This is a genomic window from Simkania negevensis Z (assembly GCF_000237205.1).
GTDB classification, from domain to species: domain Bacteria; phylum Chlamydiota; class Chlamydiia; order Chlamydiales; family Simkaniaceae; genus Simkania; species Simkania negevensis.
Genome location: NC_015713.1, coordinates 787417 through 812690 on the forward strand (window position 1 = coordinate 787417; position 25274 = coordinate 812690).

Genomic DNA, 25274 nt, shown 5'->3' on the forward strand with positions numbered 1-25274 from the left:
TCTGAATCTAGAGGACATGACACCATGAAGAAAGAAGGACATCCTCCTTACCAAGAAATCCTATTTGTCGATACAGCATACAGGACACAAGTTTGTTTGCGGAAGCACATTGCAACCAGGAGAAACTGAAACGTTCGAAGGAAAAGAATACCCCGTTTATCGCGTACCAATTTCCTCTTCTTCTCATCCTTTCTTTACTGGAAGCCAGCAATTTGTTGACTCGGAAGGACGAGTAGACAAATTCCGGAAGCGTTATGCACGTACGGTTGAAGAAAAGCCTAAGCGTGAGAAAAAAGAAGAAAAGAAAGAATCAAAGCCGAAGAAAGCTGTAAAGAAAAAAGACGAACCCAAAAAGTAGAATAGAGTCTTCCTATGGAAGATAAAGTAAAAGAACTCTTGGGACGTCTTCCTGATCTTGAAGCTAAACTTGGAGATCCCAAAGTCACTCAAGATCAAAAGAAATATCGAGAACTTTCTCAAGAACATGCCTATTTGAGTGATCTCAAAGAGGCATGGACTGATTTCGTAAAGCAGTCCAAAGACTTGAAAGATAACCGAGATCTTCTTAAAGAAGAGACAGATCCCGAATTTGTCCAAGTTGTGCAAGATGATATTGCTAAGCTCGAAACAGCCGTTCAAAACTCTCGCTCTCGGATAGAATCCTTACTAGTTCCCCCCGATCCGAATGATCATGCCAACGTAATTATGGAGCTTCGCGCAGGTACCGGTGGGGATGAAGCGGCGATTTTTGTGGGCGATTGTCTTCGGATGTACCGTCTTTTTGCTGATCATATGGGATGGAAGTACGAAACTTTGTCGTGTACTGACTCCGAAGTAGGGGGATATAAAGAATACATCCTTTCACTTTCAGGCAAGAATGTGCACCGCTTTCTTCAGTATGAAGCGGGGACACACCGTGTTCAACGTGTTCCTGTCACCGAAACGCAGGGGCGTGTGCATACTTCGGCGATTACGATTGCTGTTTTGATGGAGCCAGGAGAAAATGAACCGATTGATATCGATGAAAGTGACCTCAAGATCGACACGTATCGCTCTTCAGGAGCAGGTGGGCAGCATGTCAACACAACTGATTCCGCTGTTAGAATCACTCACATGCCTACAGGAGTTGTCGTCTACTGCCAAGAAGAACGGTCTCAGCATAAGAATAAGGCGAAAGCCATGCGCGTTTTAGCGGCACGTCTCGCTGAAGAAAAAATGCGCAAAGCACAGCAAGAGCGTGCTTCTCTTCGATCATCACAAGTAGGTTCTGGAGATCGCTCAGAGCGCATTCGGACCTATAACTTTTCCCAAAATCGTTTAACAGATCATCGGATCAATCTCACACTCTATAAACTGGATCATTGTGATGGAAGGGGACTTAGAAGAAGTTTGTCAAGCCCTTGTTAGCCATTACTACCAAGAGAAGCTTTCGAATGCATAGCATACGAGAATTGCTTCAACTTTCAACTGACTTTCTGAAAAAAAAAGAGATCACTGCACCTAAGCTCTGTGCAGAGGAGCTTTTAGCCTTTGTTTTAAATAAGAAGCGCCTTGATTTATTTTTAGATTACGATGCTCCAGTTGAAGAGCGGGAAGTTGCGCGGTACCGCAGTTTGATCAAACGTAAAAGCGAAGGAGAGCCCTTAGGCTATCTTCTTGAAACCGCAGAGTTTTTAGACTGCGTACTGGCGGTATCCCCAGCTGTTTTAGTTCCACGTCAAGAAACTGAAATTCTCGTGAGTATGGCTCTCAAAGAGATTCCAAATAAGCCAAAAGTTTTGTGGGATCTTTGCTCAGGAAGTGGTTGCATGGGAATTGCCGCAAAAAAACATCGTCCTCTTTTAAATGTCACATTGGCTGACTTATCCTTTGAAGCTCTTGAATGTGCAAAAGCAAATGCAAAGCAAAACGAAGTTGATGTGACGTGTGTGCAAGGGGATTTACTTTGCTTCTTTTGAAGGGCAAAAGGCAGATTTCATTTTTTGTAATCCCCCATATGTAGCTGAAGAAGACTATTCCAAAACTAGAAAAAGAAGTCCATTTTGAACCGAGACAAGCGCATATTGCAAAAGAGAGAGGGCTCGAGTTTTATTTGCGATTGGCAGCAGAATTACCCCCTTTTTTAGCCTCGGAAGCAAAGATTTTTCTTGAAATTGGGCATAATCAAGGAGCTCAAGTTTTGGAGATTTTTCACCAAAGTCATTGGAAGCAAAAGCGATGTGAAAAAGATTGGGCTGGAAACGACCGTTTCTTTTTCCTTGAATTTAGCCACGAACTCCCTTAAAATATAATTATGTTTGGCAATTTGACCGAAAAGTTTCAAAACGTTTTTTCAAGCTTAACTTCAAATAAGAAGTTAACAGAAGGAAACATCTCTGATGCAGTGCGAGAAGTGCGCCTAGCGTTGCTTGATGCAGACGTAAACTACGTTGTTGCTAAGAATTTTATCAAACGGGTGAAAGAAAAAGCTCTCGGTGAAGAGGTTTTAAAGTCAGTCTCAGCAGGGGATCAATTTGTCAAAATCGTTCATGATGAGCTCAAAACCTTGATGGGTGGAGATGAATCGACGCTTGCGATAGACCGTCACCCTGGGATTATCATGCTTTGTGGGCTACAAGGGTCGGGAAAGACCACGCAATCGGCCAAATTGGCCCTCATGTTGAAAAAGCAAAATAAAAATCCCCTTCTAGTGGCATGCGATCTCCAGCGCCCCGCTGCAATAGATCAGCTAGAAACACTTGGTGCACAAGTTGAGGTGCCTGTTTACGCCGACCGCGATCAAAAAAACCCCGTAAAAGTTGCCAAAGCAGCCATTGAAAAGGCCAAAAAAGAAGCCTTAGATGTGGTGATTATCGATACAGCAGGTCGTTTGCATCTCGATGAAGAACTCATGAAAGAACTAGAAAAGCTGAAGGCTGAAACAAATCCTCATGAAATTCTCTTTGTTGCCAATGCTGCAACAGGTCAAGACGCCGTTAATACTGCAGCGCAATTTGATCAGAGGGTTGCCATTACAGGGACAATTCTCACAATGCTTGATGGAAGTACGCGTGCTGGAGCAGCTATTTCGATTCGTGAAGTGACGGGGAAGCCACTCCTTTTTGAGGGGATTGGCGAAAAAATGACCGATTTTCAAGCCTTCAACCCCCATTCGATGGCCGATCGGATCTTGGGAATSSGAGATGTCATCAACCTCGTCAGAAAGGCCSAAGAGCATTTTGATGAGAAAGAATCGAAAAAACTCGAAAAAAAGCTGCGAAACGCAACTTTCACTTATGACGACTTTTTAAAGCAAATGCRCTCTSTCAGGAAAATGGGTTCGTTTAAGAGTTTGCTTCAAATGATTCCTGGCTTTTCTAACATGGACGAGCTTCAGGTCTCAGATGGAGAGATGAATAAGATTGAAGCGATTATCTTGTCGATGACCATCGATGAAAGACTCGGGCTCGAAGAGCTATTACCTCCTCGGCGCCGCAGGATTGCCATGGGCAGTGGGACCTCGATTGACGATGTTAACCGGATGGTCAAAAGCTTTAAGCGGATCAAGCAGATGATGAAAGGAATGCCTGGCTTTAAAAAGAAATTCATGAAGGATCCCGACTTCAAAAAGCAGCTTAGCGACCTAGGCGCTTTAAAGAAAAACCTCTCTAAGCATTCCTAGCGAATTTTTTWATATCCATTTTTTTCCATTTCAGTTATGATCGTTTCTCTGAATTGTATTTTAGGAGAATAAGCCAATGGCTCTAAAGATTCGCTTGCGACAAATGGGACGCACCAATCGATTGATGTACCGTTTAGTAGTGACAGATAGCCGCTCTCCTCGCGATGGAAAATATCTCGAAGGAGTAGGTCATTACAACCCCCATATTCATGGAAATGATGATATCAATGTTGTTGAAGATCGCATTCAGTACTGGCTAGATCGTGGTGCAGAGTTGACCGAAAAAGCTGAAAAGTTAGTAGCTCGAGCAGCTCCAGGAGTGATCAAAACTCTTAGAGAAAAGCAAATTGCGAAGAAACAGAAAGAAGTCGCAAAGAAAAAAAAGAAAAAGTAATTTTCCTGCATGCGCTTCGATATTTTGTCTCTTTTCCCTGACTATTTCAAAGGCCCTTTTGATGTTAGTATGATAAAGCGGGCGAGGGAAAACGGACTGATCGAGATCGGTTTAGTCGATATACGCGCATTTGCAGAAGGTAGACATCAACAAGTTGATGACCGCCCGTATGGGGGCGGGCCCGGAATGGTTCTCATGCCTGATCCGGTGACAAAAGCCATACGCAGTGTTAGAAAAAAAAGATCCCGAGTGATCTATCTCTCGCCTCAGGGAGAGCCGCTAACGGCAAGAAAGTGTGAAAATCTTGCTTCAGAAGAGCACCTCATCCTCCTGTGTGGACATTATGAGGGTGTTGACCAGCGAGCCCTAGACCTTGAAGTCGATGAAGAGATCAGTATCGGAGATTTTGTTGTGACAAGCGGAGCTCCGGCTGCGATTGTTTTAGTAGATGCCGTCTCTCGATTTATTCCAGGAGTGATTGGCAACGAAGAAGCAGCTCGTCAGGACTCTTTTGAAAATGGCCTCTTTGATGCGCCCGTTTATACGAGGCCACCAGTATTTGAAGAATTAGAAGTGCCGCTTGTTTTACGTCAGGGCCATCATGCAGAAATTGAGAGATGGAGAAAAGATATCGCTTACCGAAAGACCAAGCGCGTCCGTCCTGACCTGATAGAAGAGTTAATTGAAAAGGAGAAACAGACATGAGTCAAGGTGCTCTGATCGAAGAGATTGAAAGCAGCCAATTGAAAACGGATATCCCCGAGTTTTGCGTTGGAGATACAGTAAAAGTTCACATCCGCATTATTGAGGGAGAAAAAGAACGTATTCAGGTTTTTACAGGAACTGTGATTGCGCGCAAAGGTTCGGGCTTTTCTGAAACATTTTCAGTTTACCGAATTGCTTATGGGGTGACCATGGAGCGTGTCTTCATTCTTCATAGTCCACGGATTGCAAAGATCGAAGTGATACGCAAAGGAAAAGTACGCCAAGCTAAGCTTTATTACCTCCGTGGAGTTTCTGGTAAGAAAGCAAAAGTTAAAGAAAAGATCGGTTCGAAAAAGAAAAAGATGGTCATTGAAGACGAAGCTTATGCAGCTCCGCTTCAAGAAGAAAACCCTGCAGAGGTCAAAGAAGCAGCTCCAAAAGCTGAGAAAAAGAAAGCAGCTAAACCTAAAAAAGAGGAAAAGTCTGCTTCTGAAGAAACACCTCCAGAAGAATCTAAAGAATAAGATCATAAAACCTGCGAATTTCTTCGCAGGTTTTTTCTACTTAAGATACTCGAACAACTTCAAAACTCCTTTCGGGCTTAACTCTAATTGAACTACACCTTATTTAACCTGAACTCTGAGTTTCTTTCACTCATTCTTAGGGATTCTTCTACGAGTTTTTGCTTCGAAAAAAATTAGAAATTCCTCTTTCAACTTGTTTTTTATTAGTGATAGGTCTTAGTGTTAAATGTTTTAAATATTTGACACTACAGTGAAAACGAAATACGAGCTCACAAAACTTGAAGAAATGGCTTACCAGGAAGGGTACCAAATCATTGCTGGCGTGGATGAAGCAGGGCGAGGTCCTCTAGCTGGGCCAGTTGTTGCAGCGGCATGCATTTTTCCTAGAGGCCTTGTTCTTGAGGGCGTTGATGACAGCAAAAAGATCTCTCCCATAAAGCGTGAGGAGATTTATCAAATTCTTGTCTCTCACCCTGAGATTGATTTTGCTATAGGAGTTGTTGAACAGGCTCAAATTGATGTTATCAACATCTTGCAGGCTTCACTAGCAGCAATGGCCATTGCAGTTAAAAATTTAATCGTAGAGCCTGATTTTCTCTTAGTCGATGGGAATCAGCTTCCACCAACTAGGATACCCTCTAAGGCGGTAGTTAAAGGGGATTCTCTCTCTCAAAGTATCGCGGCAGCATCCATTTTAGCTAAACACTCACGAGATCAAATGATGCTTCAGCTACATCTTAAGTGGCCGCAATATGGTTTTGACAAGCACAAAGGGTATGCGACTCGTGCTCATCTTCAAGCGATTCAAAAGCATGGGCCTTGCCCCATTCATAGAAAATCTTTTGAACCGATCAAATCAATTCTTGCAAAGTAGAAGTCATAAGTAACTTGTTTTTTAGTTCTTTGCAGAGTATGATTTCATAGATTTTTGAAGATTTAAGAGAATAGATATGGAAATCAGATTAGGGCCAGTTCTAGCTGGAGGAACGAGTTTAGCTGTTTCTTACGGATTTCAAAGAGGGATTGCACTTGTAACAGGACTTTCCGACATTAATTATCTTGGGCCCGCAGTGGTTAATACAACCACTCAAATTGCTTCAATATGGCTGAGTGTAAGGCTTATTGGTCATAATGAGAATTATGTCTGGGCAAAATTAGGGTTGGTTCAGGTGGCGGCTATAGCAGGTCTTTTCTTTTCGAGCATGGGCTGCCATCTTTTTATAGCCCGTCCTATTTCTATAAATTTTGTAGAAAAATTCGGAGAGGCGGTCATCTATGCTCTTGCGAAAGCAGTCCAATACATTGCTGATGGAGCAATAAAAATAGGATTGTTGAGTTTCGTTGGAAGGTATGGCGAGTCGATGTATGAGTACATTGTCACTGCGGCTCACGTTCGGTGGGAACAACTCAAGTCCAATGTTACAGTTCTTCGAGCTCATTTAGCGCACCGCTATGAATACTACACATTTCCTACTTTTACATCGCGAGATGAATTCAAGGAACTTTCTAAAGAACAATTAGAAGCAGTACATGTACATTATGCCCTTTATCCTGACAAATGGGAAGTCTATACGCTTCCAATGCAAGTTGCTTTTAATTTAATTTTAGCTGAGAAAGACTTGCCGTTATTACCTTTGACTTCTCCTTTTAAAGCAGAAGATGATTTTACTCAAACAGAGCTCAAATTCATTGCTAAGGAATCTTACCGTAATTATTACCTATCTGCAGAACTGGCAACAGCCTTTTTTCATCATCATGTGAAGCCTCCAGAGTATTTAATTGAAAAGGAATTTTTACCTCAGATTCCTATTCCGCGCGAAGAGGATATTCCGTCTCTTTCGAAAGCGCAAATTAAATGGTTTCATAAAATTTTAATTTCAAAAGAAGAATATGAGCTAACATCTGAACAATATAGTGCCTTTGCAAAACGCTTTTTTCAGTATGACCTGATCCCTCCAAATGAAAAATATGTGTTTGATGTTGAACTTCCCCCTCCAACTTCAAGAGGGCTCTTTATGCGTGTAAAGGCTTACTACTACTACCTATATGTGATGGCTGGAAGAGATGAAAAGCTTAACTTCGATGATAGAATGCACCTTAGGCAGTTTCTGATCGATCATAATTTTGGTTGTAGTTTACCGAACCTTTCATCCAGTCAGCTGGCACTTGCAGCAGAACCTGTTCTCTCACGTATTGCTAAGCAATTCGAGAAGAATCGGTTTCTTTGGGAGCAATTAGATTCTGCATCTCAAAGGTTGTATAATCAAGCTTTTAGAAGATATGGAATCAATGAAATTCGAGATAGTAGACGGTTTGCTTCATTGCGAGATACACTGTCTTGTTTCATGGGAAATTTCTTTGGAATGACCTATTATCCAAGTCGCGCTCTGATGGATATAGCGGCTTCTGAGCGAAGCTTGGGTTATTTAGATGCAATACCAAATGAGCGGTTGAATTATTTACACCCTTCGATGATTTGTCATCTTCCAGATGAGAAAATTGGTCACCTAACACGTCCTGACCTTGTGCAGGCGATTCCTAAAAACAAGCTCTTTTTTATTCACCCCAAGGTTTACCCACTTTTGTCTGATCAGCAAATAGATTGGATGGAGAATCTTCACATGGAAGTCGCCGATCTATCGATAATGCAGATTAGACTTCTTCTCTGCCCTTGGCTTGTGCGTCATGTTCCTGAAGATCGGTTGATTGAGGTTCCAAAACAAGGCAAAGAGTTTGTTCATTCCCCCACTAAAATCTCCGTATTTCATCAGGCCTTTTCTTCACTCTTACAAACTCCTCAAAAAGCTTGGGATGAGATGACGTTGATACAACAAAAACTTTTTGATCTTGTTCCTTTTGGTCTTAACCGTTTTCCCATGATTGAGAGCATTACTGATTTTAAAGCAGAGTTTGCAAGCTTAGCTCGATTTTTTGGAGTTAGAGAAACTCCTTCAGACTATCAGTTAAGAACCTTAACGACTACATCCAATCTCTTATTTTTTGCGGATGATCCTATGATTGCCAACATGGAACGGAAGCAGATGGAGTATCAGTTCAAGCATCTGATCTATATGTTAAAAATCATGGCAGAAAAAGATCCCCCACTTGATCAAGAAACGAAAGCAACTGTAGGAACCTTGCTAAAACAGCTTTTCCATGCGATGAGAGAGTGTAAAAATGCTTGGATTTCAGCTTTAACAAATTTTGAAGGGAAGAGGAATGAGTTCTGCAACTGTCCTGATTGCTCTGGGACCCGCTTGAATGACAAAGAAGTGCTCTTGCAGAGTCGACTTGCCGGGAAGCTTGCGGTCTTTAAACGAGAGTGTTTTCAGAAGGTGATCTTAAAAGCATATAATTTTGACGGAGATCGAGATGGGCAGCAAGTTCATACCCTGGATTGGTATGCACGCGAGCTTCCGCACTTGAACCTTCATTCTGGTTACTCAGATCGGCATTTCGGAATTTCAAGAAGAGAAGTGCCGCCTTTAGAAATGCAAAAAAGAATGATTGATGAGTATATGGGATCTGTAAAATCTTATGTCAAAGACTTAATGAGTTACGGGAAAAATGGAGATCAAGAGTTTCGAGAATTAGCTTTAGATTTCACGTCTGGAATTATTCTGCGCGAAGCGCAAAATAGAAAAGCTTATATTGATTCAGCCTGGGCTAAAGATATCGCATCAAGTTGGATCTGGGATATGGAAAATGCATATGAAGTGAGGGATGGTTTCGTCAATATTATCCTTTATGCCTTTAATCATTTTGGATTTGATCCTTTGTCAGAAGTATTTACGCAGACTCAATCAAATAGACGCTTATTATCAGAAAATCTCGACTTGGTCTCCATTAAACTCACTCAGCTTGACAAGAGATAAAATAATAGATGTGAGAAGGTTCTCCATTTGAATTTATATTTTTTGAGGATGCTTAATATGACGACTAGTCAAGTCTTATTCCCCAACCCAGCACATCTTATTGCAGGGAGCACAAGTTTAGCCATTTCTTATGGTTTTCAAAGAGGGATTGCAGTTCTAAATGGGAATCTAATAGGTCATTTTTTTGGATCTGCTGTAGTAAACACCACTTATCAAATAGCTTCGTTTTTGATAACTGAAACGCTGCTGAACAGTTACTTCGCAGATGAAGAAAATAAAAATTCATTTTGGACAAAGTTAGGTGTGATTGAGATAGGGTTGCTTGCGGGTTTATTTTTTTCAAACATCGGTTATTATCTAATCTCATCGAACATGCTTTCACTAGATATTAATGAGAAATTTCGAGAGTCAGTGACATATGCTTTCAAAAAAACGGGGCAATATGTTGCTGATTCTGTGATAAAATTGGGATTACTGATTTTGGCTGCATATGCTGACGAGAGGTTCTACAACTCGATTATCTTTACAGCCCAAAATCGATGGGAGCGGCTCAAACCACTTATCATAGTTCTCCAAAATCGTTCAGTACAGCGATATGAACATTATCATTGCCCTATTGCATCAAAGGAAGATTTTAAAGAACTCAATAATGAACAATTAGAAGCAGTTCGAGTCCAATGCGTACTCAATCCAGATATGTGGGATGCTTATTCGCTCCCGCTTCAAGTGGCTTTCGATATGATTTTAGAAGAGAAGGAATTGCCGTTATTACCTTTGACTTCTCCTTTCAAAGAAGAGGATAATTTTACCACAGAAGAGCTGAAGTTCATTGCAAAAGAATATTACCGTAATTTCCGACTATGTGGAAAAGAGGCAACGTTTTTCTTTCATAATCACGTGAAACCTCCACAGTATTTCCCTGACAAACAATGTTTGCCTCAAGTGCCTATTCCCGATGCGGCTAATATCCCGTCACTTTCTAAAGCCCAAATTAAATGGTTTCATAAGATTTTAATAGCTAACGAGCAAATAGCACTGACGTCTGATCAATATAGTGCTTTTGCTAGGCGTTTTTTTGAGTATAATCTCGCTCCTCCTAATGAAAATTATGTGTTTGAAGTTGAAATGCCTCCACCGACTTCTGGGCGCTCTCTTCGAGTGAAGGCTTACTACTATTACCTTTATGTTAAAGCAGGAAGAGATGAAAAGCTGGGTTTTGATGATAGAATGCTACTTCGGCAGTTTCTTATCGAACGCAAATTAATCTGTAGTGTTCCGCTTCTTAGCCCAAGTGAGCTGATACGCGTATCGCAGCCCGTTCTATCAACCATTGCAAAGCAATTTGAAGAGGATCGTTTTCTTTGGGATCAATTAGATACTGAAACTAAAGTATCTTATAACAGAGCCTTTGCTAATCATAAAATCGAAGAAATTCGAGATAAAGCAATGTTTACTTCTATCCGTGATCATGTATCATGGTTTTTCGGGAAGCGCTTTGGAATACAATATTTTACTGATCGCGCATTAATGAATGTAACGGCTAATGAAGTGAGTTTGGCTTATCTAGCTGAAATACCTGTAGAAAGACTGAATTATTTGCACCCTTCCATGATTCCTCATATTCCAGATAGGCATATTGTTAACATCACACGTACTGATCTTGTACAGGCAGTTCCAAGAAACAAGCTCTTTTTTATTCACCCTAAAGTGTATCCATTTTTGACTAAGCAGCAGAAGAATTGGATGGAAGAGCTGCCAAAAGAGGTTTCCGGTTTATCGATAGAGCAGACCAGACTTCTTCTTTGTCCATGGCTTGTAAGCCAAGTTTCTCCTGAACGCCTTTTTGCAGTGACAAAAAAGGGCAAAGAATTTGCCATCAAGTCTACAGAAATCTCAGCCTTTCATAGGGCTTTTTTCGCGCTGTTACAGACTCCCAAAACATTTTGGGGAAAGATGGTGATTAATGAACAAACACTTTTTGATCTTGTTCCTTTTGGCTACAACCGTTACTCAATGATTGAAAGCATTTACGATGTTAGAACGGAGCTTTGGAACTTAGCTCAATTCTTTGGTGTGAAAGTATTTCCTACTGAAGATAAGTTTCGTAAGTTGATGACCTCTAGTAATCTCTCATTTTTTGCTTTTGATCCTTTGAAAGCTCAACAAGAGCAGAAGTTGATGCTCAACCGGTTCAAGCATATCATATATGCACTGAAAATCATGGTTAATAAGGATCTTAACCTTGATACTGGAACTAAAGAGACTGTGGGAGAACTTTTGAAACAGCTCTTTAATGCGATGCAGGGATGCAAAATTGATTGGATTTCGGCTTTGAGAAATTTTGAAGGAAATAGAAACGAGTTTTGTGATTGTCCGATGTGTGAAGAAAAACGCATGCATACGCAAGAAGTGCTTATGAAGAACCGACTTGCTGAAATGCTTGCAGCTTTTAAACGCAGGTGCTTTGAGCTGGCAATCCAAAATAAATATTGTGATGCTCACAATGAGCAACTAGTCAATACAATAGATTGGTATGCACACCAGTTGCCGCATTTAAATCTTCATCTGGGGTATTTAGATCAGCATGTAGATGCTTCAAAAACGACTGTGACCCCTATAGAGATACAAAAGGAAATGATTCATGAGTACGAAAAGTGTGTCACCTTACATGTCAAATACTTGCTAGGATTTGGTGGAGATAGGGAATTTCGAGAGTTAGCATTGGACTTTTTCATTGGAATCATTCAACGCGAAGCGCTCAAAAGAAAAGCTTATATCGATGAAAGCTGGGCTAAAGATGTTGTTGCGAGATGGATTTGGGATGAGGAAAATGGGTATGAAGTGAGAGAGGGTTTTGTAAATATTCTTTTTTACGCCTATGGTTATTTTAAATTTGACCCTTTATCAGCTGAATCTAAACAGATTCAAGGAAATGGACTCTCATTCTCAGACAATCTAAGACTTGTTTCTACTGAACTTAACCATCTTGGATAATGCGTAAAATAAAAATATTACAAGGCTAGACTTCTTGACTTCAGGGCATTTTTCGGGTATAAATCTCTTCAAACCACTACCTGGATGCGCATGTTCCGAAGTATGACAGCTTATGGAAGGGCTCACGTGACAACCGAATCGAGCTCGTTCCTCATCGAAATCCACTCTGTGAACCGCAAAAGTCTCGATATCGCAGTGAATTTACCAAAAGAACTCTTAATGTTCGATATGGATTTTAGAAAAGAGTTGTCAAAAGAGGTGAAACGAGGGTTTATTACTGTACGGGTGACTAGGGAAGAGGTTCATTCTACAAACGGCAGGTTAACTCTTCCAGATTTAGAAGAGATGAAAGCCATTCAGAAGCAATGTCAAATTTACGCAAAAGAATTGGGATATCATCCCAAAGAGGCTATTTCTTTTACTGACCTGCTCAATTATGGGATTTCATCAAGTGGTTCTCCTGCTCTAGAAGTAGATGAAAAGTTGCAAGGGCAATTGCTAGAAGGGTTTAAAAAAGCGCTCTCAAAATTCATCGCCATGCGTGAACGGGAAGGCGCGACCTTACTTGAAGATATTGGACCTCGCTTAGATGAAATTGAAGCGCAGCTTAATAAAATTGCAGAGCGGGTGAAAGCCGCCCCCGAAATGTTTCGAGAGAAACTTGAAAAGCGGCTAGAAGAATTAGACTTGCTTAAAGGTGAAGATGACGAGAGGATGATGCGCGAGCTCATCCTTTTAGCTGAAAAAGTCGATGTGACGGAAGAAATGACGCGATTGCGTTCACATGTGCAACAATTTAGAGATCTCATGAGCTCGAAGAAGCGACGTGTGGGCCGGGAACTCGACTTTTTAATTCAAGAAATGAACCGAGAAGTGAATACGACAGCAGCGAAATCGCAAGATATTGAGATCACAATGGCGATTTTAGAGATGAAAACTGAGCAGGAAAAGATTCGGGAACAAATTCAAAATATCGAGTGATAGGATGCGCCCTCTACTAGGAAATGTCAATAAGGGGTTTGCGATTGTTGTGAGCGCTCCTGCAGGGACCGGGAAGACAACCTTGGTTCGTATGCTGATTGATGAGTTCCCTGAGGTTTTTACCCAAAGCATTTCCTGCACGACCCGACCTCCAAGACAGGGAGAGATTGATGGGAAAGATTATGTGTTTCTTACCGATTCCGCTTTTCAAAAGAGAATCGATCGAGGAGAATTTTTGGAGCATGCTCAGGTATTTGACCATCATTATGGAACACTTAAAGAAACGGTTGAGGAGCAAAGATCAACTGGGAAACATGTCATTTTGGTGATTGACACCCAAGGAGCATTGGCCATTATGGGCAAGCTCAAGGCGCTTTTTGTTTTTGTGGCACCTCCTTCGATAGAGATTCTCAAGGAGCGGCTTGAAAAACGCCAAACAGAATCAGAAGAAGTCATTCAAAAGCGTTTGGCATGGGCGCAATATGAAATGGATCAAGCCGTCCATTACGATTACAAAATCGTGAATGATGATTTAAATACGGCTTACCAAGTTTTAAAAAGCATTGTCATTGCCGAAGAACATAAAATTCGGCAGTAAATTGAGGAGATTATGGCAAACGACGAACTCACAAAAGAAGCCTTTAAGGAAATTTTCGAAGATAACTTTGAAATGACGAATTATGCCATCCACATGGCACAGCGTCAAATTCATGCGGGGAATGAAGAGCTCAATGTGACTGAGCTTTTACATGAAATTCGCAAACATCCACCAAAAGTGCAAAAGCAAGTCGCACAAGAGAAGATCACCATCCATGAGTAAAAAGGTCCTGATCACGGCGGCACTCCCGTATGCAAATGGCCCACTTCATTTTGGACACATTGCAGGTGCATACTTGCCTGCGGATTGCTATGCTCGTTTTCAGCGCCTTGTTGGTCATGATGTTCTCTACATTTGCGGCTCTGATGAGCATGGAGTTCCAATCACTTTGAATGCAGAAATGGCAGGACGCACTCCCCAAGAGCACGTCGACATTTTTCATCATGTGATTGCAAGTTTTTTTAAGCAACTTCGGATCTCTTTTGACCACTATTCACGTACCACTTGGGATGGACATGTGCATCCAACCCAACAGTTTTTTCTCGATCTTTTAGAAAATGGGTATATCGAGCCTAAGGTCACTGAGCAGCTTTTTTCGCCTGCTGATAACCGTTTTTTAGCAGATCGGTATGTGGTTGGCATTTGTCCAAAATGTCATACCGAGAATGCAAGAGGGGATGAATGTCCAACGTGTGGCGCCAGTTATGAAGCCACTGATCTCAAAAATCCTCGCTCCAAACTCACAGGGGCGGAACTTGTATTGAAGCCGACGAAGCACTGGTTTTTACGCTTTGATCTTTTCAAAGACAAGCTCACAAATTGGATCAAGAAAAAGCATTGGAAGTCGAATGTTGTGAACTTTGCTCAAAACTATATCGATGATTTAAAACCTCGCGCCATTACAAGAGATTCGGACTGGGGGATTCCAGTTCCACTTGATGATGCAGAGGGGAAAGTTTTTTATGTTTGGTTTGATGCACCTATAGGTTACATTTCTGCAACAATGGAATGGGCGCAAAAGGTGAAAAATGATCCAAATGCCTGGGAAAAATATTGGCTCGATCCTGACACACATTACGTCCAATTTGTCGGGAAAGACAACATCCCTTTTCATGCCATTTTCTTCCCAGCGATGGTCATGGGGCAAAATACTCCTTATAAGCTTGTCGATGAATTGCCTGCTAACGAATTCTACAATCTCGAAGGGAAGCAGTTTAGTAAATCGACAGGGTGGTATATCGATCTTGAGGATTTTTTTAAAAAATTCTCTCCCGATCAAATTCGTTATGCCATTGCAGCAAATGCTCCTGAATCCCAAGATAGTGAATTTTCTTGGAAAGACTTTCAAATGCGCTGTAATACAGAGCTTCTTGGGAAATATGGAAATCTCATCAACCGGGTCCTTGTCTTCACTTTAAAACACTTTGAAGGAGAGATTCCTTCTTTCGGGAAAATGGCGTATGAAGATGAAAAATTTTTAGAAGAGATTGAGGAGAAAGCCAAGGCAATTTATCAATCCTACTCCCACTTCCAACTGCGCAAAGCCTCTCAGCTCATCATGGAATTGGCAACACTTGGCAATACCTATTTTGATGCGAAAAAGCCGTGGATTGCAGCGAAAGATCCAAAGCTCAGAGGAGAATTAGGAACCACACTTGCTTGCTCCTTACGTATCTTGAATGTTTTAGCTCTTGTTTCAGCTCCCATTATCCCAGAGACGGCAGAAAAACTCTGGAAACTTCTCGGATATGAAAAGCTCCTTTCAACCTATCATTGGCAAGATGTCCTCGAGCAAGGGTTACCGAAAACCCACACCTTGAAAACTCCTGAAGTTCTCTTTCAAAAAGTGGAAGATGAAATGATTGCTGCTGAAATCGAAGCTTTAAAAAAACGAGCAGAACTTTCTGCTCCGAAACCTCAAAAAGAGATTCCTCCATTTAAACAGCTCCTCGATTTTGAATATTTTCAGCAATTGGATTTACGTGTGGGGCAGATTTTAAGTGTAGAACCTGTCCCTAAAAGTAAAAAGCTACTTAAGCTAGAAGTGGATTTTGGAATTGAAAAACGAACGATTGTCTCAGGGATTGCAAAAGGATTTCCCGATACATCTGTGTTGATTGGGAAAAAAGCGACATTTGTTGTGAATTTAAAACCCGTCAAACTGATGGGCGTAGAAAGTCAAGGCATGCTTTTAGTGAATGGAGAAGCCCCACGAATGGAGCTTCTCGAACTTTCTAATGGATTTCCTGGAGAAACTGTCTCTTAGATGCACATCAAGCTTTTCATAGAGCGTACCGCTCTTTGAAAGCGAGTTTTGCGACGAAACACTTTTGCTAGGAATCTTTTAGCTCTTTTTTTTGCCTTTTTCATCAGTCTGATCTCCTTTTAATCTCTATGAAAACTCTTCTTTGCCCTTATCCTTTCCCGCGTTTCACCCCACAAGTTCATTTTATCAAGCGAATATTTTAATTTCAAGGGTTTATTAAGATTGTTTCCGACTTTTCGCTCTCCTGTCCCTGTATAGCTTCTGAGAGGAGTTCTCGAAGTCCTGTGTACCTTTTTTGGGCATTATCCGTGTTGATGGCGATGGCTAAGGCTTTTTTCGTCCCTAGGAGAAGGACTAGCTTCTTGCCACGGGTGAGCCCGGTGTATAAGAGATTCCTAAAGAGGAGCTTAAAGTGACTCACATGGACAGGAATGATCACACAGGGGCACTCACTCCCCTGGTACTTATGGATGGAGACCGCATAGGCTAGCATGAGCTCATCGAGCTCTGAAAAGTCGTAGGAGACCGTCTTTCCATCAAAATCAACGGTTAACTTCTGCTCTTCGAGGTCCATTTCTTGGATACGTCCTACATCTCCATTATAGACATGTTTATCGTAGTTGTTGCGGATTTGCATAACCTTGTCTTGAGGTTGAAAAATCCGTCCCATACGTAAGAGTTGCATCGATTGAGGATTGAGTTCTTTTTGCAAGATGTGATTGAAGTTGTCGATTCCAATCAGTCCCCGTTTCATTGGTGAGAGGACTTGAATTTCATTGATCGGATCAAAACCAAATTTTTGAGGAATTTCTTTTTTAATCAGAGAGACAGTGCGCGTTAGAATCTCTTCAGGATTTTCGATTTCTAAAAAGTTAAAGTCACTCTCAGCATCATAAGAAAGTTCGGGAAAATAACCGGCGTTGATTCGGTGAGCGCTTTGAACAATACGGGAACCTCGCCCCTGCCTAAAAATGTGTTTCAACCGAGTGACGGAGATTCGCTCGGATTCGATCAAATCTTTTAATACAGTTCCAGGACCTACGCTTGGAAGTTGATCGATATCTCCAATAAAGATAACACGTGTTTCGTCCGGAATAGCTTTTAGCAAATGGTACATCAGTTGAGTGTCGATCATACTTGCCTCATCAATAATGAGGAGCCGACATTTGAGAGGATTATCTTTATTTCGTTTAAATCCACCTTCCTGAAAGTTGACTTCTAACAGGCTATGGATTGTAAAAGCTTTTTTGTAGGTGATTTCGCTAAGACGTTTGGCTGCGCGTCCCGTCGGTGCAGCCAGTGTGATTTTGTCGGTGAGTTTGGAAGTGATCGACAAAATGGCTCTTGTGATTGTACTTTTCCCGGTTCCAGGTCCTCCAGTTACCACATGAAGCTTTTCTGAAAGGCTCTTTTCGATGGCGATTTTTTGCTCCTTGGCAAATCTCATCCGCAACTTTTCTTCAGCCCATTCGACGGCTTTATCGATAAGAACAGACCGGATGGAACATTCCCCATCGTGTATCCGTTTGAGTTCACGGGCAATGCCGAGCTCTGCCATAAAAAGGGGACGGATCCAAATCGAAGGCTCTTTATTTGCCTCACCTTTCACAATCCGCTTGGCTTCATCCAGCGTATCGATTTCTTGGCGGATCTTTTCAGGTGCAACCTCTAAAATGGCTTCAGCATCTTTTAAAAAAAGTTCGATGGGGTAGCAAACATGGCCATCATTGCTGAGCTCCCATAAGACATATTCAACTCCTGCTTGAATACGAATTGAGGCGTCTTTTTCGATTCCCATATTTTGCGCTAATTGGTCAGCTGTCTTAAACCCAATTCCAAAAATATCTCGAGCAAGTGCGTAGGGATTTTCGGTAACTTTTTCGATGCTATCTTCCCCGTATGTTTTGAAAATCTTTCGAGCAAAAGAGGGGCTTACTTTGTGCGATTGCAAAAAGATCATGACGCGCCTGATCGACTTTTGCTCATCCCAACAGGTTTCGATTTGTTGCACCCGTTTTTCACCAATTCCAGGAACTTCAAGTAACCGATAGGGAAACTTGTCGATGATCTTGAGTGTTTCCACTCCAAAAAACTCAACGATCCGTTTGGCATAAATAGGACCAATCCCTTTGACCATGCCCGACTCAAGGTACTTTTGGATGCCTAGAACATCAACAGGAGCTGTCAGCTCATAGCTTTCGACTTCAAATTGACGTCCGTGTTTAGGGTGGTGCTTCCATTTGCCGCGGCAATGAATGGTTTCGCCTGGATTGATCCCTGGCATGGTGCCTGTAATGGTGGTGAGGTCTTTTTCGCGTGGCTGCTTGAGCCGTGCAACAGTAAAGCCATTTTCCTCACTGCTAAAGACGATGTTTTCGATGTATCCACTGAGCTGATCCATGAAAACAATGGTAGCCCAAGTTTTGACAAAAAACTATCTTTTTTGAGTAGGAATCACGTGTTTTCGAAGATTTCCTTTCCATCGATCTCTTCCCCATTGATAAATAATAAAAGCTTAAGTAAGATGGATGAACTATTCCGGATTAGCTCAGCGGTAGAGCAGCGGACTGTTAATCCGTTGGTCGCTGGTTCGAATCCAGCATCCGGAGAGCAAGGTCCCTCTTTATGAGAGGGACCTTTTCTTTTGCAGTTATATCTTTACTAGAGATAGATTTATTTTTTTGCCTCGTAACTGTGAGATCAAATTGCAGATAGAAGAGTATCTCAAGAGAATTGGTTATGAAGGAACTTTGGACCAGTCGCTTGAAACATTGCAGAAGTTGCAACGATTGCATTTGCAACACATTCCTTTTGAAAATTTAGATATTCATTTAGGCCGTGAGATTTCCCTAGAACTCCCAGATGTTTTTGAGAAGTTGGTAAGAAAGAAACGTGGGGGTATTGTTATGAAATGAATGGTCTACTAGCCTGGGCTTTGGATGTAATTGGCTTTCAAGTGACTCTTCATGATGCAAAACTCTACACAAATGATGGGACTCTTCTTCCAACAAGTCAACATCTTGTTTTATTAGTCTATTTGCAAGAGACATGGATTGTCGATGTGGGATGGGGAAAGGGGTTTACAGAGCCGTTACTTACAGAAACTTCTTTTCAAAAAGATCAGATGGCACAAATCTATTGTTCATCTTCTGTTTCAACTGGGTATCAAGTAAAAAAGCTAAGTAAAGATGGGGAGTGGAAACCACTTTATGAATTGCTACTAGCCAGTTCAACCCTAGAGGATTTTAAAGAGCGGAATCGGTACCATCAGACGTCTCCAGACTCTCTTTTTCGAAGGTATCCTATTTGTATTCTCTTAAAACCTGAAGGCTACTTTGAGTTAAGAAATAAGCAATTTACTATGGATGTCAATGGGGAGAAAAAGCTGGAATCAATCAATGAAAGCCAAATGATGAACTGTTTATCTGAAAAGTTTGGGATCAGCTTAACAAATTGACTCGCTTGGCTTTGTCTTCGCCATAACTATGAAAACATCAGCACTCGTTCAGCATTTTATTTTTTGATAAATACCATAAATTTTGTTGTATAAAATACATGTCATACATATGCGTTAGACATGACCAAAACGAATGATGCGAAGAAGAAACCGCCGCTTACAATCAGGAAAGCGACCTTAAATGATATTCCCAATATCATTGATCTTTCTTTAAAAGTCTATGGGCAAAGAGATGTTTATACAGAAGAACAACTCCTTGGTCATATTCACCATTTTCCAGAAGGACAGCTTGTTGCAGAATACAATGGGCAAATCGTTGGCTATTGTGCATCTATGATCGTTCTTGAGCAGCTAGCTATGCAAAAGCATACATGGCAGCAGATTACAGGGAATGGATATTGTTCGACCCATAACCCAAAGGGGGACTATCTCTATGGTGTTGACGTTTTTGTCGATCCGGATTTTAGGAAAATGCGCATTGGTGAGCGGTTTTACAAAATGCGCCATCATTTATGTAAGAAATTTAACTTAAAAGGAGTGATTTTTGCAGGGCGTATGTCCCTTCTAAAACAAAAGATAGCAGAAGTCAAAACTCCAGAAGGGTATTTGCAGGCGGTTTTAGAGAAAAAAATTCGTGATCCAGTGCTCAATTTTCAACTTAGACTTGGATATAAGCCGCTCGGAATTCTTAAGAACTATCTTCCATTAGACGATAGTTCTTTGGGCAATGCAGTGCATATGATCTGGAAAAATCCTAAAGAAAGCATTGAGGAAACGTTAAAACGGTCTGGTGGATTTATTTCCTCTAAAACAATTAGAGTCGCGTCAGTACAGTATTTGCAGAGGCAAATTCATTCTTTTGAGGAATTTAAGTCGATTGTTTCCTATTACGTTGACGTAGCGCATGATTATCGTGCTGATTTTCTGTTATTTCCCGAGTTATTTGCCTTGCAGCTTCTCTCTATTGCAAATGAAAAGATAACCCCTGAGCAGGCTATTGTCCAACTCACGGAATATACCGAAATCTTGAAGCAATTTTTTTCTGAAATTGCTGTAAAATACAACGTGAACATTATTGCAGGCTCACATCCGACCAAAGTAGCAGATGATATGATTCACAATATTGCTTATGTTTTTCTCCGTGATGGAAGTGTGCATGAGCAAGCTAAAATCCATCCAACCCCTGATGAGAAGTATTGGTGGAAAATTGAGGGGGGGAACAAATTGCATGTCATTCCTACTGATTGTGGTGCTATTGGGATTTTAATTTGTTATGATGCAGAATTCCCTGAACTTGCGAGACATTTAGCAGATCAAGGCGCTCATCTCATTTTTGTTCCTTTTTGCACAGCCGAAAGACAGGGGTATTTGAGAGTGCGTTACTGCGCCCACGCTCGAGCAATAGAAAATCAATGTTATGTTGTTCTTGCAGGTAATGTTGGTAACTTGCCGCAAGTCAAGAATATGGATATTCAATATGCACAAAGCGCTATCTTAACTCCATGCGATTTTGTTTTTTCACGAGATGGGATTGCTGCTGACAGTACTCCTAATACTGAAATGTTGATTTTAGCAGACCTCAACTTAGATGCTCTTTATGAGTCTCGAGTGAGTGGATCAGTTCTCAATCTCAATGACCGGCGCCATGAGCTGTTTAGTGTTATTTGGCATCAAACATAAGTGCATTTCGCTCCAATCATTGTCCTTTTTTCATTCTTCCCAGCCTTTTCTTGGGTTAAGTAGACAAAAAATAAGTGAAGTTTCATAAAAGACTCTTACAAAAATCTAGAAGAGATTCTTTCTCTTCTTGCCTACAACAAAGGTATGTTATGCGTAGGTCTTTGAAATTTTTCGTTTTGTTAGCTTTTATTTTTTGTGGAAAAGGGGTTGCACTAGAGGTGCTCGACTTAACTGTCATTTCGTATGATGATTTTTCAAGAGGGGATTCCATAGCTCTTGAGAAGCTTGAGCAAGCCTTATACACCCAAGGAATTGTAGGAATTCGAGGTGTTCCATCCTATCGAGAAAAGGTCTTAACCCTCATTGAAACTGCCCGGGAATTTTCTGCGCTTCCTGAAGAAGTGAAAGAGGCGTATGCTCCTCAAAGTGAAATGTTTCTTGGGTATGAACGGGGAAAAGAAAAGTTTCAACGACCTGATGGAACTTGGGTGATTGATGATTTAAAAGTGTCTTATTATGGACTAGTTCCCGATCGCCCTCAAAATAAATGGCCAACCGAGCTTGATTTAAAAGGTCCCTTTTTAGAGCTGGGCCAATTGATGGCTGAAATGGGGGAGGAAATCATGCTCAAGCTTGGCATGATTGGAGTTTCGACAGGAATCTATTTAGATGAGACTCCTCGTCTGGGACGCATGCTTTACTATTGCAAAGATAGAAGAACCGATTATGAAAATCCTCTTTGGTGTGGAGATCATTTTGACCATTCAATGTTTACGGCCCTTGTTCCTGCTTTTTACTTTGAGAATGGAAAGCAGGTTCCAGAACCCCCGGAGGCTGGTCTTTTTGTGAAAGTAGGGAAGGCATTCAAAAAAGTGATTGCCAATGATCCTGAGGTGATGCTGTTTCAGGTGGGAGAGTTTGGTCAGCTTGTCATGAATGACAAAATCCGTGCAACTGAGCATCGGGTACAAAAAGCAGCAGGTAATGTAGAACGGTATGCTATGGCACTCTTTACAGATGCTCCTATGGAAGCAGTCATTCACTCTACTTCGCAGCTCACAAAAGATAGTCGTTATGGAGGAGTTGCTGGAGCCCCCTGCTCTTACAGGGAATGGAACGATCGAACTTTCGAGCGTTATATTGTTAGAGATGAATAAGTCGCTCTAAAACCGGTAGATGTTGTTTCAAAAAATCTGACAAATACGAAGTCACTTCTACCGGTTTTTCTAAATTACAAATGTGTCCAGCTTCCGGAACAATTTTTAGAGAGCTGTTTGGAAAGCGTTCAATCATTTCCCATGCTTCTTGTGGAGGGCGAGGAATGTCATCTTGCCCAACCACTACAAGTGTTGGCACTTGAATGTTTTCTAGTTGCTCTAGTAAACAAGGACGGGAAAAAATCGCTCTTCCTAATGTTACAATTCCATCAATAGTTTCAGGGGGAATCATGCTCAATTTTTGATGAAATTTTTCGACAAGCGTGGGGTTTTGTGAAAGAGTTACAGGAGAGAAAAAGAGAGGAACAATTTGAGTGAGAAGGGCTGGAGTGAAGGCCTTCTCTTTTTCCAAAAAATCTAAAAGCCCAAAGTATTTTTGCTGTGTGGGAGCAGGTTCTTTTCCAACAAATGTATCCATTAAGACTAAAGCTTTAACTGCTTTTGAATGTTTGAGCGTTAACACTGTCCCCCACATCCCTCCGACGGAAAGGCCAATGATCGCAAATTCTGAAATCTTGAGAGCTTGCATCAACTCCCAGTAATTGTCTGCAAGAACTTCAATAGAAGTCAAAGAGGCGTTGAGAGGATCTGATTGACCATGGCTCCATAAGTCTGGAACGATGCAGCGAAAGTTTTTTGAGAGTTCTTCTATTTGGGGTTGCCACATCGCACTATCCCATAAAAAACTATGGCCGAGTAAGAGAGGGTAGCCTTTTCCCCAATCTTGATAAAAACAAGTCTTTCCTTGAAGTTCAATTGTTGGCATGAAATTCCTCCACTTTAAAACATGAATGCCCATTAAAATACCTCAGATCACATTGATTTTAAAGCCCTGGAAGTCTTAAAATTTTTTGAAAGGAGACTCTTATGGCAAAGGAAGATTGTTTTCATTTGGGTGTGAAAGCTCTTCTCTTTAGAGAAAAAGGAGAAATGCTCTTGCTTCGACTCAATCCAAAAAAATTTGATTTAACTGCTGATGGAGATCAAGTGATTTGGGATTTGCCAGGTGGGCGTATCAATCGGGGAGAGACGCCCCTTGATGCACTACGGAGAGAAATTTTTGAAGAAACAGGAATCACTGAAATCTCAGAGATTTCTCCTGTTACAATCGATTTAACAACGATTCGTGTTCCGACAGAAAATGGAGATTGTGGAGTGATTTATGCAACGTATAGTTGCAGATTAGCTCAAGAAGAAACTCTTTCTTTGAGTTTTGAGCATCTTGGCTATACTTGGGTGGTACCTGAAATAGCTGCATCATTACTCCCTCTGGATTTTCCTGAGAATCTCCGTGCAAAACTACTAGATTGGAATGTCGAACGACTGGAGATATAACTATGCGCATTTTACTCATGATTTTTCTATGTTTAGGACTTACAAAAGGGTATGGAATCGAAGATAACATTTTTCTGCTTGAGCTTCCAGATCGTATTGGGGGAAAAGTCGAAATCTATATGGAATCTCCCAAAATGAGCTTTGACCAACTCCTGATTTTTTTTCATGGAGCAGCTGGAAACAAAGGGCTTAAGGGAATTTCGACTGATTGGTGCACTCATTGGCTTGATAAAGGGTATGCAGTAGCTGCCATTTCCCTTCCAGGATATGGAGGAACTTCAGGGCAAAAGGATTTTTGTGGCCCCCATACTATGCTTATCGTCAATGAAGCGGTCAATCATGTCAAAGAAACTCTAGGAGTGAAAGATTTTGGTGTGATTGGATTTGGACAAGGGGGGCTTGCCGGCGCACTTCTCTCTACAATGCGAGATGATGTCAGGTTGGTTGTTTGCACTAATGGAGGATATGACTTTTTTAGGCATATGTTTCCAGGTGATCCATTACTCGATATTTTGCGAGAAAAAAATTATGAAATCGATATTCAAGATTTAGATTCAATCGAAGCTCGTTCCCTTTGCTCTCAAGTCGCCAAGCTTCAAGCTCCTCTCTTTTTACTCCATCGAAGAGGGCATCCTACGGTTAGTGTTGAGGAAGTTAAAGACTTTGCTCATGCGATGAATCAGGCCAGGAAAGAATGCCATTTGGTTATTTGTGACGAAGCTGAGGGCGAAAAAATTTCGTATGAAGAGACATTAAAAGCAACCGAAGCCTGGGTCGATGCCCACATGAAATTGAGATGCATGATTCAATTTCAATAAGCGAAGAAAATGGTCTCAATCTTCTTACTGATGAGGATTTAAAGGTCTATAGTGTTGGAATTTCAACTGCGGGATCAGCTGAAAAGATGATGGTTTTGGGCCATCCAAGACGGCAAGTGATAGCAACGACAATTGATCCAAAAGGAAAAGACTTTGCCGAAGAAATTTTTCAAAAAGCAGGTCTTGCAGAGCGGGTGAAGGTCAAACTAGAAGACGTGTCAAAGTCTCTGACGTATGAAGATGAGAGTTTTGATTTCATCTATGCTCGTCTTGTCCTTCATTATTTGCCTAAATCTTCCTTAGATGGTGCGCTTCATGAACTCTATCGAGTCTTGAAGAAAGGGGGAAAGTTATTTGTTGTGGTGCGATCAATTTTTTGTGAAGAGATTAAAGAGCACTATGTTGCGTATGATGATGCAACTTGTATGACGACCTATGAATCAAATGGGAAGTTGATTCAGCGTTATTTTCACACTTTAGATTCTATAAGCTCTCACCTTAGAAAAGCGAGCTTTAAGTTGCTTAGTACCAGTATTTACGACGAAAAGCTCTGTAGCGATTTTTTTAGAAAAATACCTTCAAAATATAGAGACACCCTCATTGAGGTTGTCTCAGAAAAGGTTTGATAACGTTGTTGCGAGTTGGTCGATCCTTAATCGACTTCTGGAGAAAATTTTATCATTGCCTTCCTTCGAAAGCCCAATTTGGGCTTCCTGTATCAGTCGTCTTGAACTTTTCTTCCATGACTGTGAAAATACTGAGGATTTAA

General features: G+C 41.2%; 19 protein-coding genes, 1 tRNA gene and 4 pseudogenes. 22 read left to right on the top strand and 2 right to left on the bottom strand.

Annotated elements, in window-relative coordinates; translation table 11 throughout:
• The first annotated feature begins 24 nt into the window (after positions 1-24).
• The 15 genes and pseudogenes from SNE_RS04215 (at position 25) to metG (ending at position 15998) form a co-directional block, all read left to right on the top strand.
• A pseudogene (locus SNE_RS04215) lies at positions 25-358 on the top strand (type B 50S ribosomal protein L31).
• A 14-nt stretch (positions 359-372) separates the two neighbouring features.
• A pseudogene (gene prfA, locus SNE_RS04220) lies at positions 373-1441 on the top strand (peptide chain release factor 1).
• The gene (locus tag SNE_RS12705; protein WP_013943099.1) at positions 1434-1958 is read left to right on the top strand and encodes a N5-glutamine methyltransferase family protein; all 525 of its coding nucleotides are present in this window, start codon (positions 1434-1436) and stop codon (positions 1956-1958) included. The pseudogene prfA and the gene SNE_RS12705 overlap by 8 nt, the downstream one beginning before the upstream one ends.
• 140 nt (positions 1959-2098) lie before the next feature.
• Complete coding sequence (locus tag SNE_RS12710; RefSeq protein WP_013943100.1) at positions 2099-2284, top strand: class I SAM-dependent methyltransferase; 186 nt, start codon at positions 2099-2101, stop codon at positions 2282-2284.
• A 6-nt stretch (positions 2285-2290) separates the two neighbouring features.
• A complete protein-coding gene (ffh, locus tag SNE_RS04230) occupies positions 2291-3661 on the top strand; it encodes a signal recognition particle protein (protein ID WP_053225332.1) in 1371 nt (456 codons plus the stop codon).
• A gap of 76 nt (positions 3662-3737) precedes the next feature.
• Positions 3738-4055 carry a 30S ribosomal protein S16 gene (rpsP, locus tag SNE_RS04235; RefSeq protein ID WP_013943102.1) on the top strand — a complete coding sequence of 106 codons (318 nt, stop codon included), beginning with the start codon at positions 3738-3740 and terminating at the stop codon, positions 4053-4055.
• A gap of 9 nt (positions 4056-4064) precedes the next feature.
• Positions 4065-4760 (top strand): tRNA (guanosine(37)-N1)-methyltransferase TrmD, encoded by a 696-nt coding sequence (trmD, locus tag SNE_RS04240; protein ID WP_013943103.1) that lies wholly within the window; start codon positions 4065-4067, stop codon positions 4758-4760.
• Positions 4757-5098: pseudogene (rplS, locus tag SNE_RS13405) on the top strand (50S ribosomal protein L19); the annotation flags it as partial. The gene trmD and the pseudogene rplS, both read left to right, overlap by 4 nt.
• 436 nt (positions 5099-5534) lie before the next feature.
• Positions 5535-6158, top strand: coding sequence for a ribonuclease HII (locus SNE_RS04250; RefSeq protein ID WP_013943105.1), 624 nt, complete (start codon positions 5535-5537; stop codon positions 6156-6158).
• A 76-nt stretch (positions 6159-6234) separates the two neighbouring features.
• Positions 6235-9159, top strand: a complete 2925-nt coding sequence (locus SNE_RS04255; protein WP_013943106.1) for a hypothetical protein — start codon at positions 6235-6237, stop codon at positions 9157-9159.
• Between the two features lie 57 nt (positions 9160-9216).
• Entirely contained in the window at positions 9217-12153 is a 2937-nt protein-coding gene (locus tag SNE_RS04260) for a hypothetical protein (protein WP_041418775.1), read from the top strand.
• A 90-nt stretch (positions 12154-12243) separates the two neighbouring features.
• Positions 12244-13134 (top strand): YicC/YloC family endoribonuclease, encoded by an 891-nt coding sequence (locus SNE_RS04265; protein WP_158307208.1) that lies wholly within the window; start codon positions 12244-12246, stop codon positions 13132-13134.
• Positions 13135-13138: 4 nt separating this feature from the next.
• Positions 13139-13732 (top strand): guanylate kinase, encoded by a 594-nt coding sequence (gmk, locus tag SNE_RS04270; protein ID WP_013943109.1) that lies wholly within the window; start codon positions 13139-13141, stop codon positions 13730-13732.
• A 12-nt stretch (positions 13733-13744) separates the two neighbouring features.
• On the top strand, positions 13745-13954 hold the full coding sequence (locus SNE_RS04275) for a hypothetical protein (protein ID WP_013943110.1): 210 nt from the start codon (positions 13745-13747) through the stop codon (positions 13952-13954).
• Positions 13947-15998, top strand: a complete 2052-nt coding sequence (gene metG / locus SNE_RS04280; RefSeq protein WP_013943111.1) for a methionine--tRNA ligase — start codon at positions 13947-13949, stop codon at positions 15996-15998. The genes SNE_RS04275 and metG overlap by 8 nt, the downstream gene beginning before the upstream one ends.
• A gap of 205 nt (positions 15999-16203) precedes the next feature.
• On the opposite strand, the gene recD2 is transcribed toward metG, so the two are convergent.
• Positions 16204-18399, bottom strand: a complete 2196-nt coding sequence (recD2, locus tag SNE_RS04285) for an SF1B family DNA helicase RecD2 (RefSeq protein WP_013943113.1) — start codon at positions 18397-18399, stop codon at positions 16204-16206.
• 136 nt (positions 18400-18535) lie between these two features.
• On the opposite strand from recD2, the gene SNE_RS04290 reads away from it, so the two are divergent.
• From SNE_RS04290 to SNE_RS04305, 4 genes and pseudogenes are all read left to right on the top strand, one after another.
• Positions 18536-18607: transfer RNA gene (locus tag SNE_RS04290), tRNA-Asn, on the top strand.
• Positions 18608-18793: 186 nt separating this feature from the next.
• Positions 18794-19455 (top strand): annotated as a pseudogene (locus SNE_RS04295) (arylamine N-acetyltransferase family protein).
• 120 nt (positions 19456-19575) lie between these two features.
• Complete coding sequence (locus SNE_RS04300) at positions 19576-21135, top strand: GNAT family N-acetyltransferase (protein ID WP_013943116.1); 1560 nt, start codon at positions 19576-19578, stop codon at positions 21133-21135.
• 149 nt (positions 21136-21284) lie between these two features.
• A complete protein-coding gene (locus SNE_RS04305) occupies positions 21285-22292 on the top strand; it encodes a 2-oxoglutarate and iron-dependent oxygenase domain-containing protein (RefSeq protein ID WP_013943118.1) in 1008 nt (335 codons plus the stop codon).
• Here SNE_RS04305 and SNE_RS04310 read toward each other — a convergent pair.
• Positions 22279-23118, bottom strand: a complete 840-nt coding sequence (locus SNE_RS04310; RefSeq protein ID WP_041418779.1) for an alpha/beta fold hydrolase — start codon at positions 23116-23118, stop codon at positions 22279-22281. The two genes, SNE_RS04305 and SNE_RS04310, sit on opposite strands and share 14 nt — an antisense overlap.
• A gap of 101 nt (positions 23119-23219) precedes the next feature.
• On the opposite strand from SNE_RS04310, the gene SNE_RS12205 reads away from it, so the two are divergent.
• From SNE_RS12205 to SNE_RS04325, 3 genes are read left to right on the top strand one after another with little or no spacing between them, the layout of a single operon-like run.
• On the top strand, positions 23220-23687 hold the full coding sequence (locus SNE_RS12205; RefSeq protein WP_013943120.1) for an NUDIX hydrolase: 468 nt from the start codon (positions 23220-23222) through the stop codon (positions 23685-23687).
• Between the two features lie 2 nt (positions 23688-23689).
• Entirely contained in the window at positions 23690-24505 is an 816-nt protein-coding gene (locus tag SNE_RS04320; protein WP_013943121.1) for an alpha/beta hydrolase family protein, read from the top strand.
• Positions 24484-25131 (top strand): class I SAM-dependent methyltransferase, encoded by a 648-nt coding sequence (locus tag SNE_RS04325; protein ID WP_013943122.1) that lies wholly within the window; start codon positions 24484-24486, stop codon positions 25129-25131. The genes SNE_RS04320 and SNE_RS04325 overlap by 22 nt, the downstream gene beginning before the upstream one ends.
• The last annotated feature ends 143 nt before the right edge of the window (positions 25132-25274 follow it).

What these genes read in the sequence shown, in the direction of transcription:
- SNE_RS04265 (WP_158307208.1), top strand. Translation starts at nt 12,244, where the DNA reads ATGTTCCGAAGTATGACAGCTTATGGAAGGGCTCACGTGACAACCGAA.
- SNE_RS12205 (WP_013943120.1), top strand. Translation starts at nt 23,220, where the DNA reads ATGGCAAAGGAAGATTGTTTTCATTTGGGTGTGAAAGCTCTTCTCTTT.
- SNE_RS04300 (WP_013943116.1), top strand. Translation starts at nt 19,576, where the DNA reads ATGACCAAAACGAATGATGCGAAGAAGAAACCGCCGCTTACAATCAGG.
- rpsP (WP_013943102.1), top strand. Translation starts at nt 3,738, where the DNA reads ATGGCTCTAAAGATTCGCTTGCGACAAATGGGACGCACCAATCGATTG.
- SNE_RS04260 (WP_041418775.1), top strand. Translation starts at nt 9,217, where the DNA reads ATGACGACTAGTCAAGTCTTATTCCCCAACCCAGCACATCTTATTGCA.
- SNE_RS04275 (WP_013943110.1), top strand. Translation starts at nt 13,745, where the DNA reads ATGGCAAACGACGAACTCACAAAAGAAGCCTTTAAGGAAATTTTCGAA.
- SNE_RS12705 (WP_013943099.1), top strand. Translation starts at nt 1,434, where the DNA reads ATGCATAGCATACGAGAATTGCTTCAACTTTCAACTGACTTTCTGAAA.
- recD2 (WP_013943113.1), bottom strand. Translation starts at nt 18,399, where the DNA reads ATGGATCAGCTCAGTGGATACATCGAAAACATCGTCTTTAGCAGTGAG.
- metG (WP_013943111.1), top strand. Translation starts at nt 13,947, where the DNA reads ATGAGTAAAAAGGTCCTGATCACGGCGGCACTCCCGTATGCAAATGGC.
- SNE_RS04325 (WP_013943122.1), top strand. Translation starts at nt 24,484, where the DNA reads ATGCATGATTCAATTTCAATAAGCGAAGAAAATGGTCTCAATCTTCTT.
- SNE_RS04305 (WP_013943118.1), top strand. Translation starts at nt 21,285, where the DNA reads ATGCGTAGGTCTTTGAAATTTTTCGTTTTGTTAGCTTTTATTTTTTGT.
- SNE_RS04320 (WP_013943121.1), top strand. Translation starts at nt 23,690, where the DNA reads ATGCGCATTTTACTCATGATTTTTCTATGTTTAGGACTTACAAAAGGG.
- trmD (WP_013943103.1), top strand. Translation starts at nt 4,065, where the DNA reads ATGCGCTTCGATATTTTGTCTCTTTTCCCTGACTATTTCAAAGGCCCT.
- gmk (WP_013943109.1), top strand. Translation starts at nt 13,139, where the DNA reads ATGCGCCCTCTACTAGGAAATGTCAATAAGGGGTTTGCGATTGTTGTG.
- SNE_RS04255 (WP_013943106.1), top strand. Translation starts at nt 6,235, where the DNA reads ATGGAAATCAGATTAGGGCCAGTTCTAGCTGGAGGAACGAGTTTAGCT.
- SNE_RS04310 (WP_041418779.1), bottom strand. Translation starts at nt 23,118, where the DNA reads ATGCCAACAATTGAACTTCAAGGAAAGACTTGTTTTTATCAAGATTGG.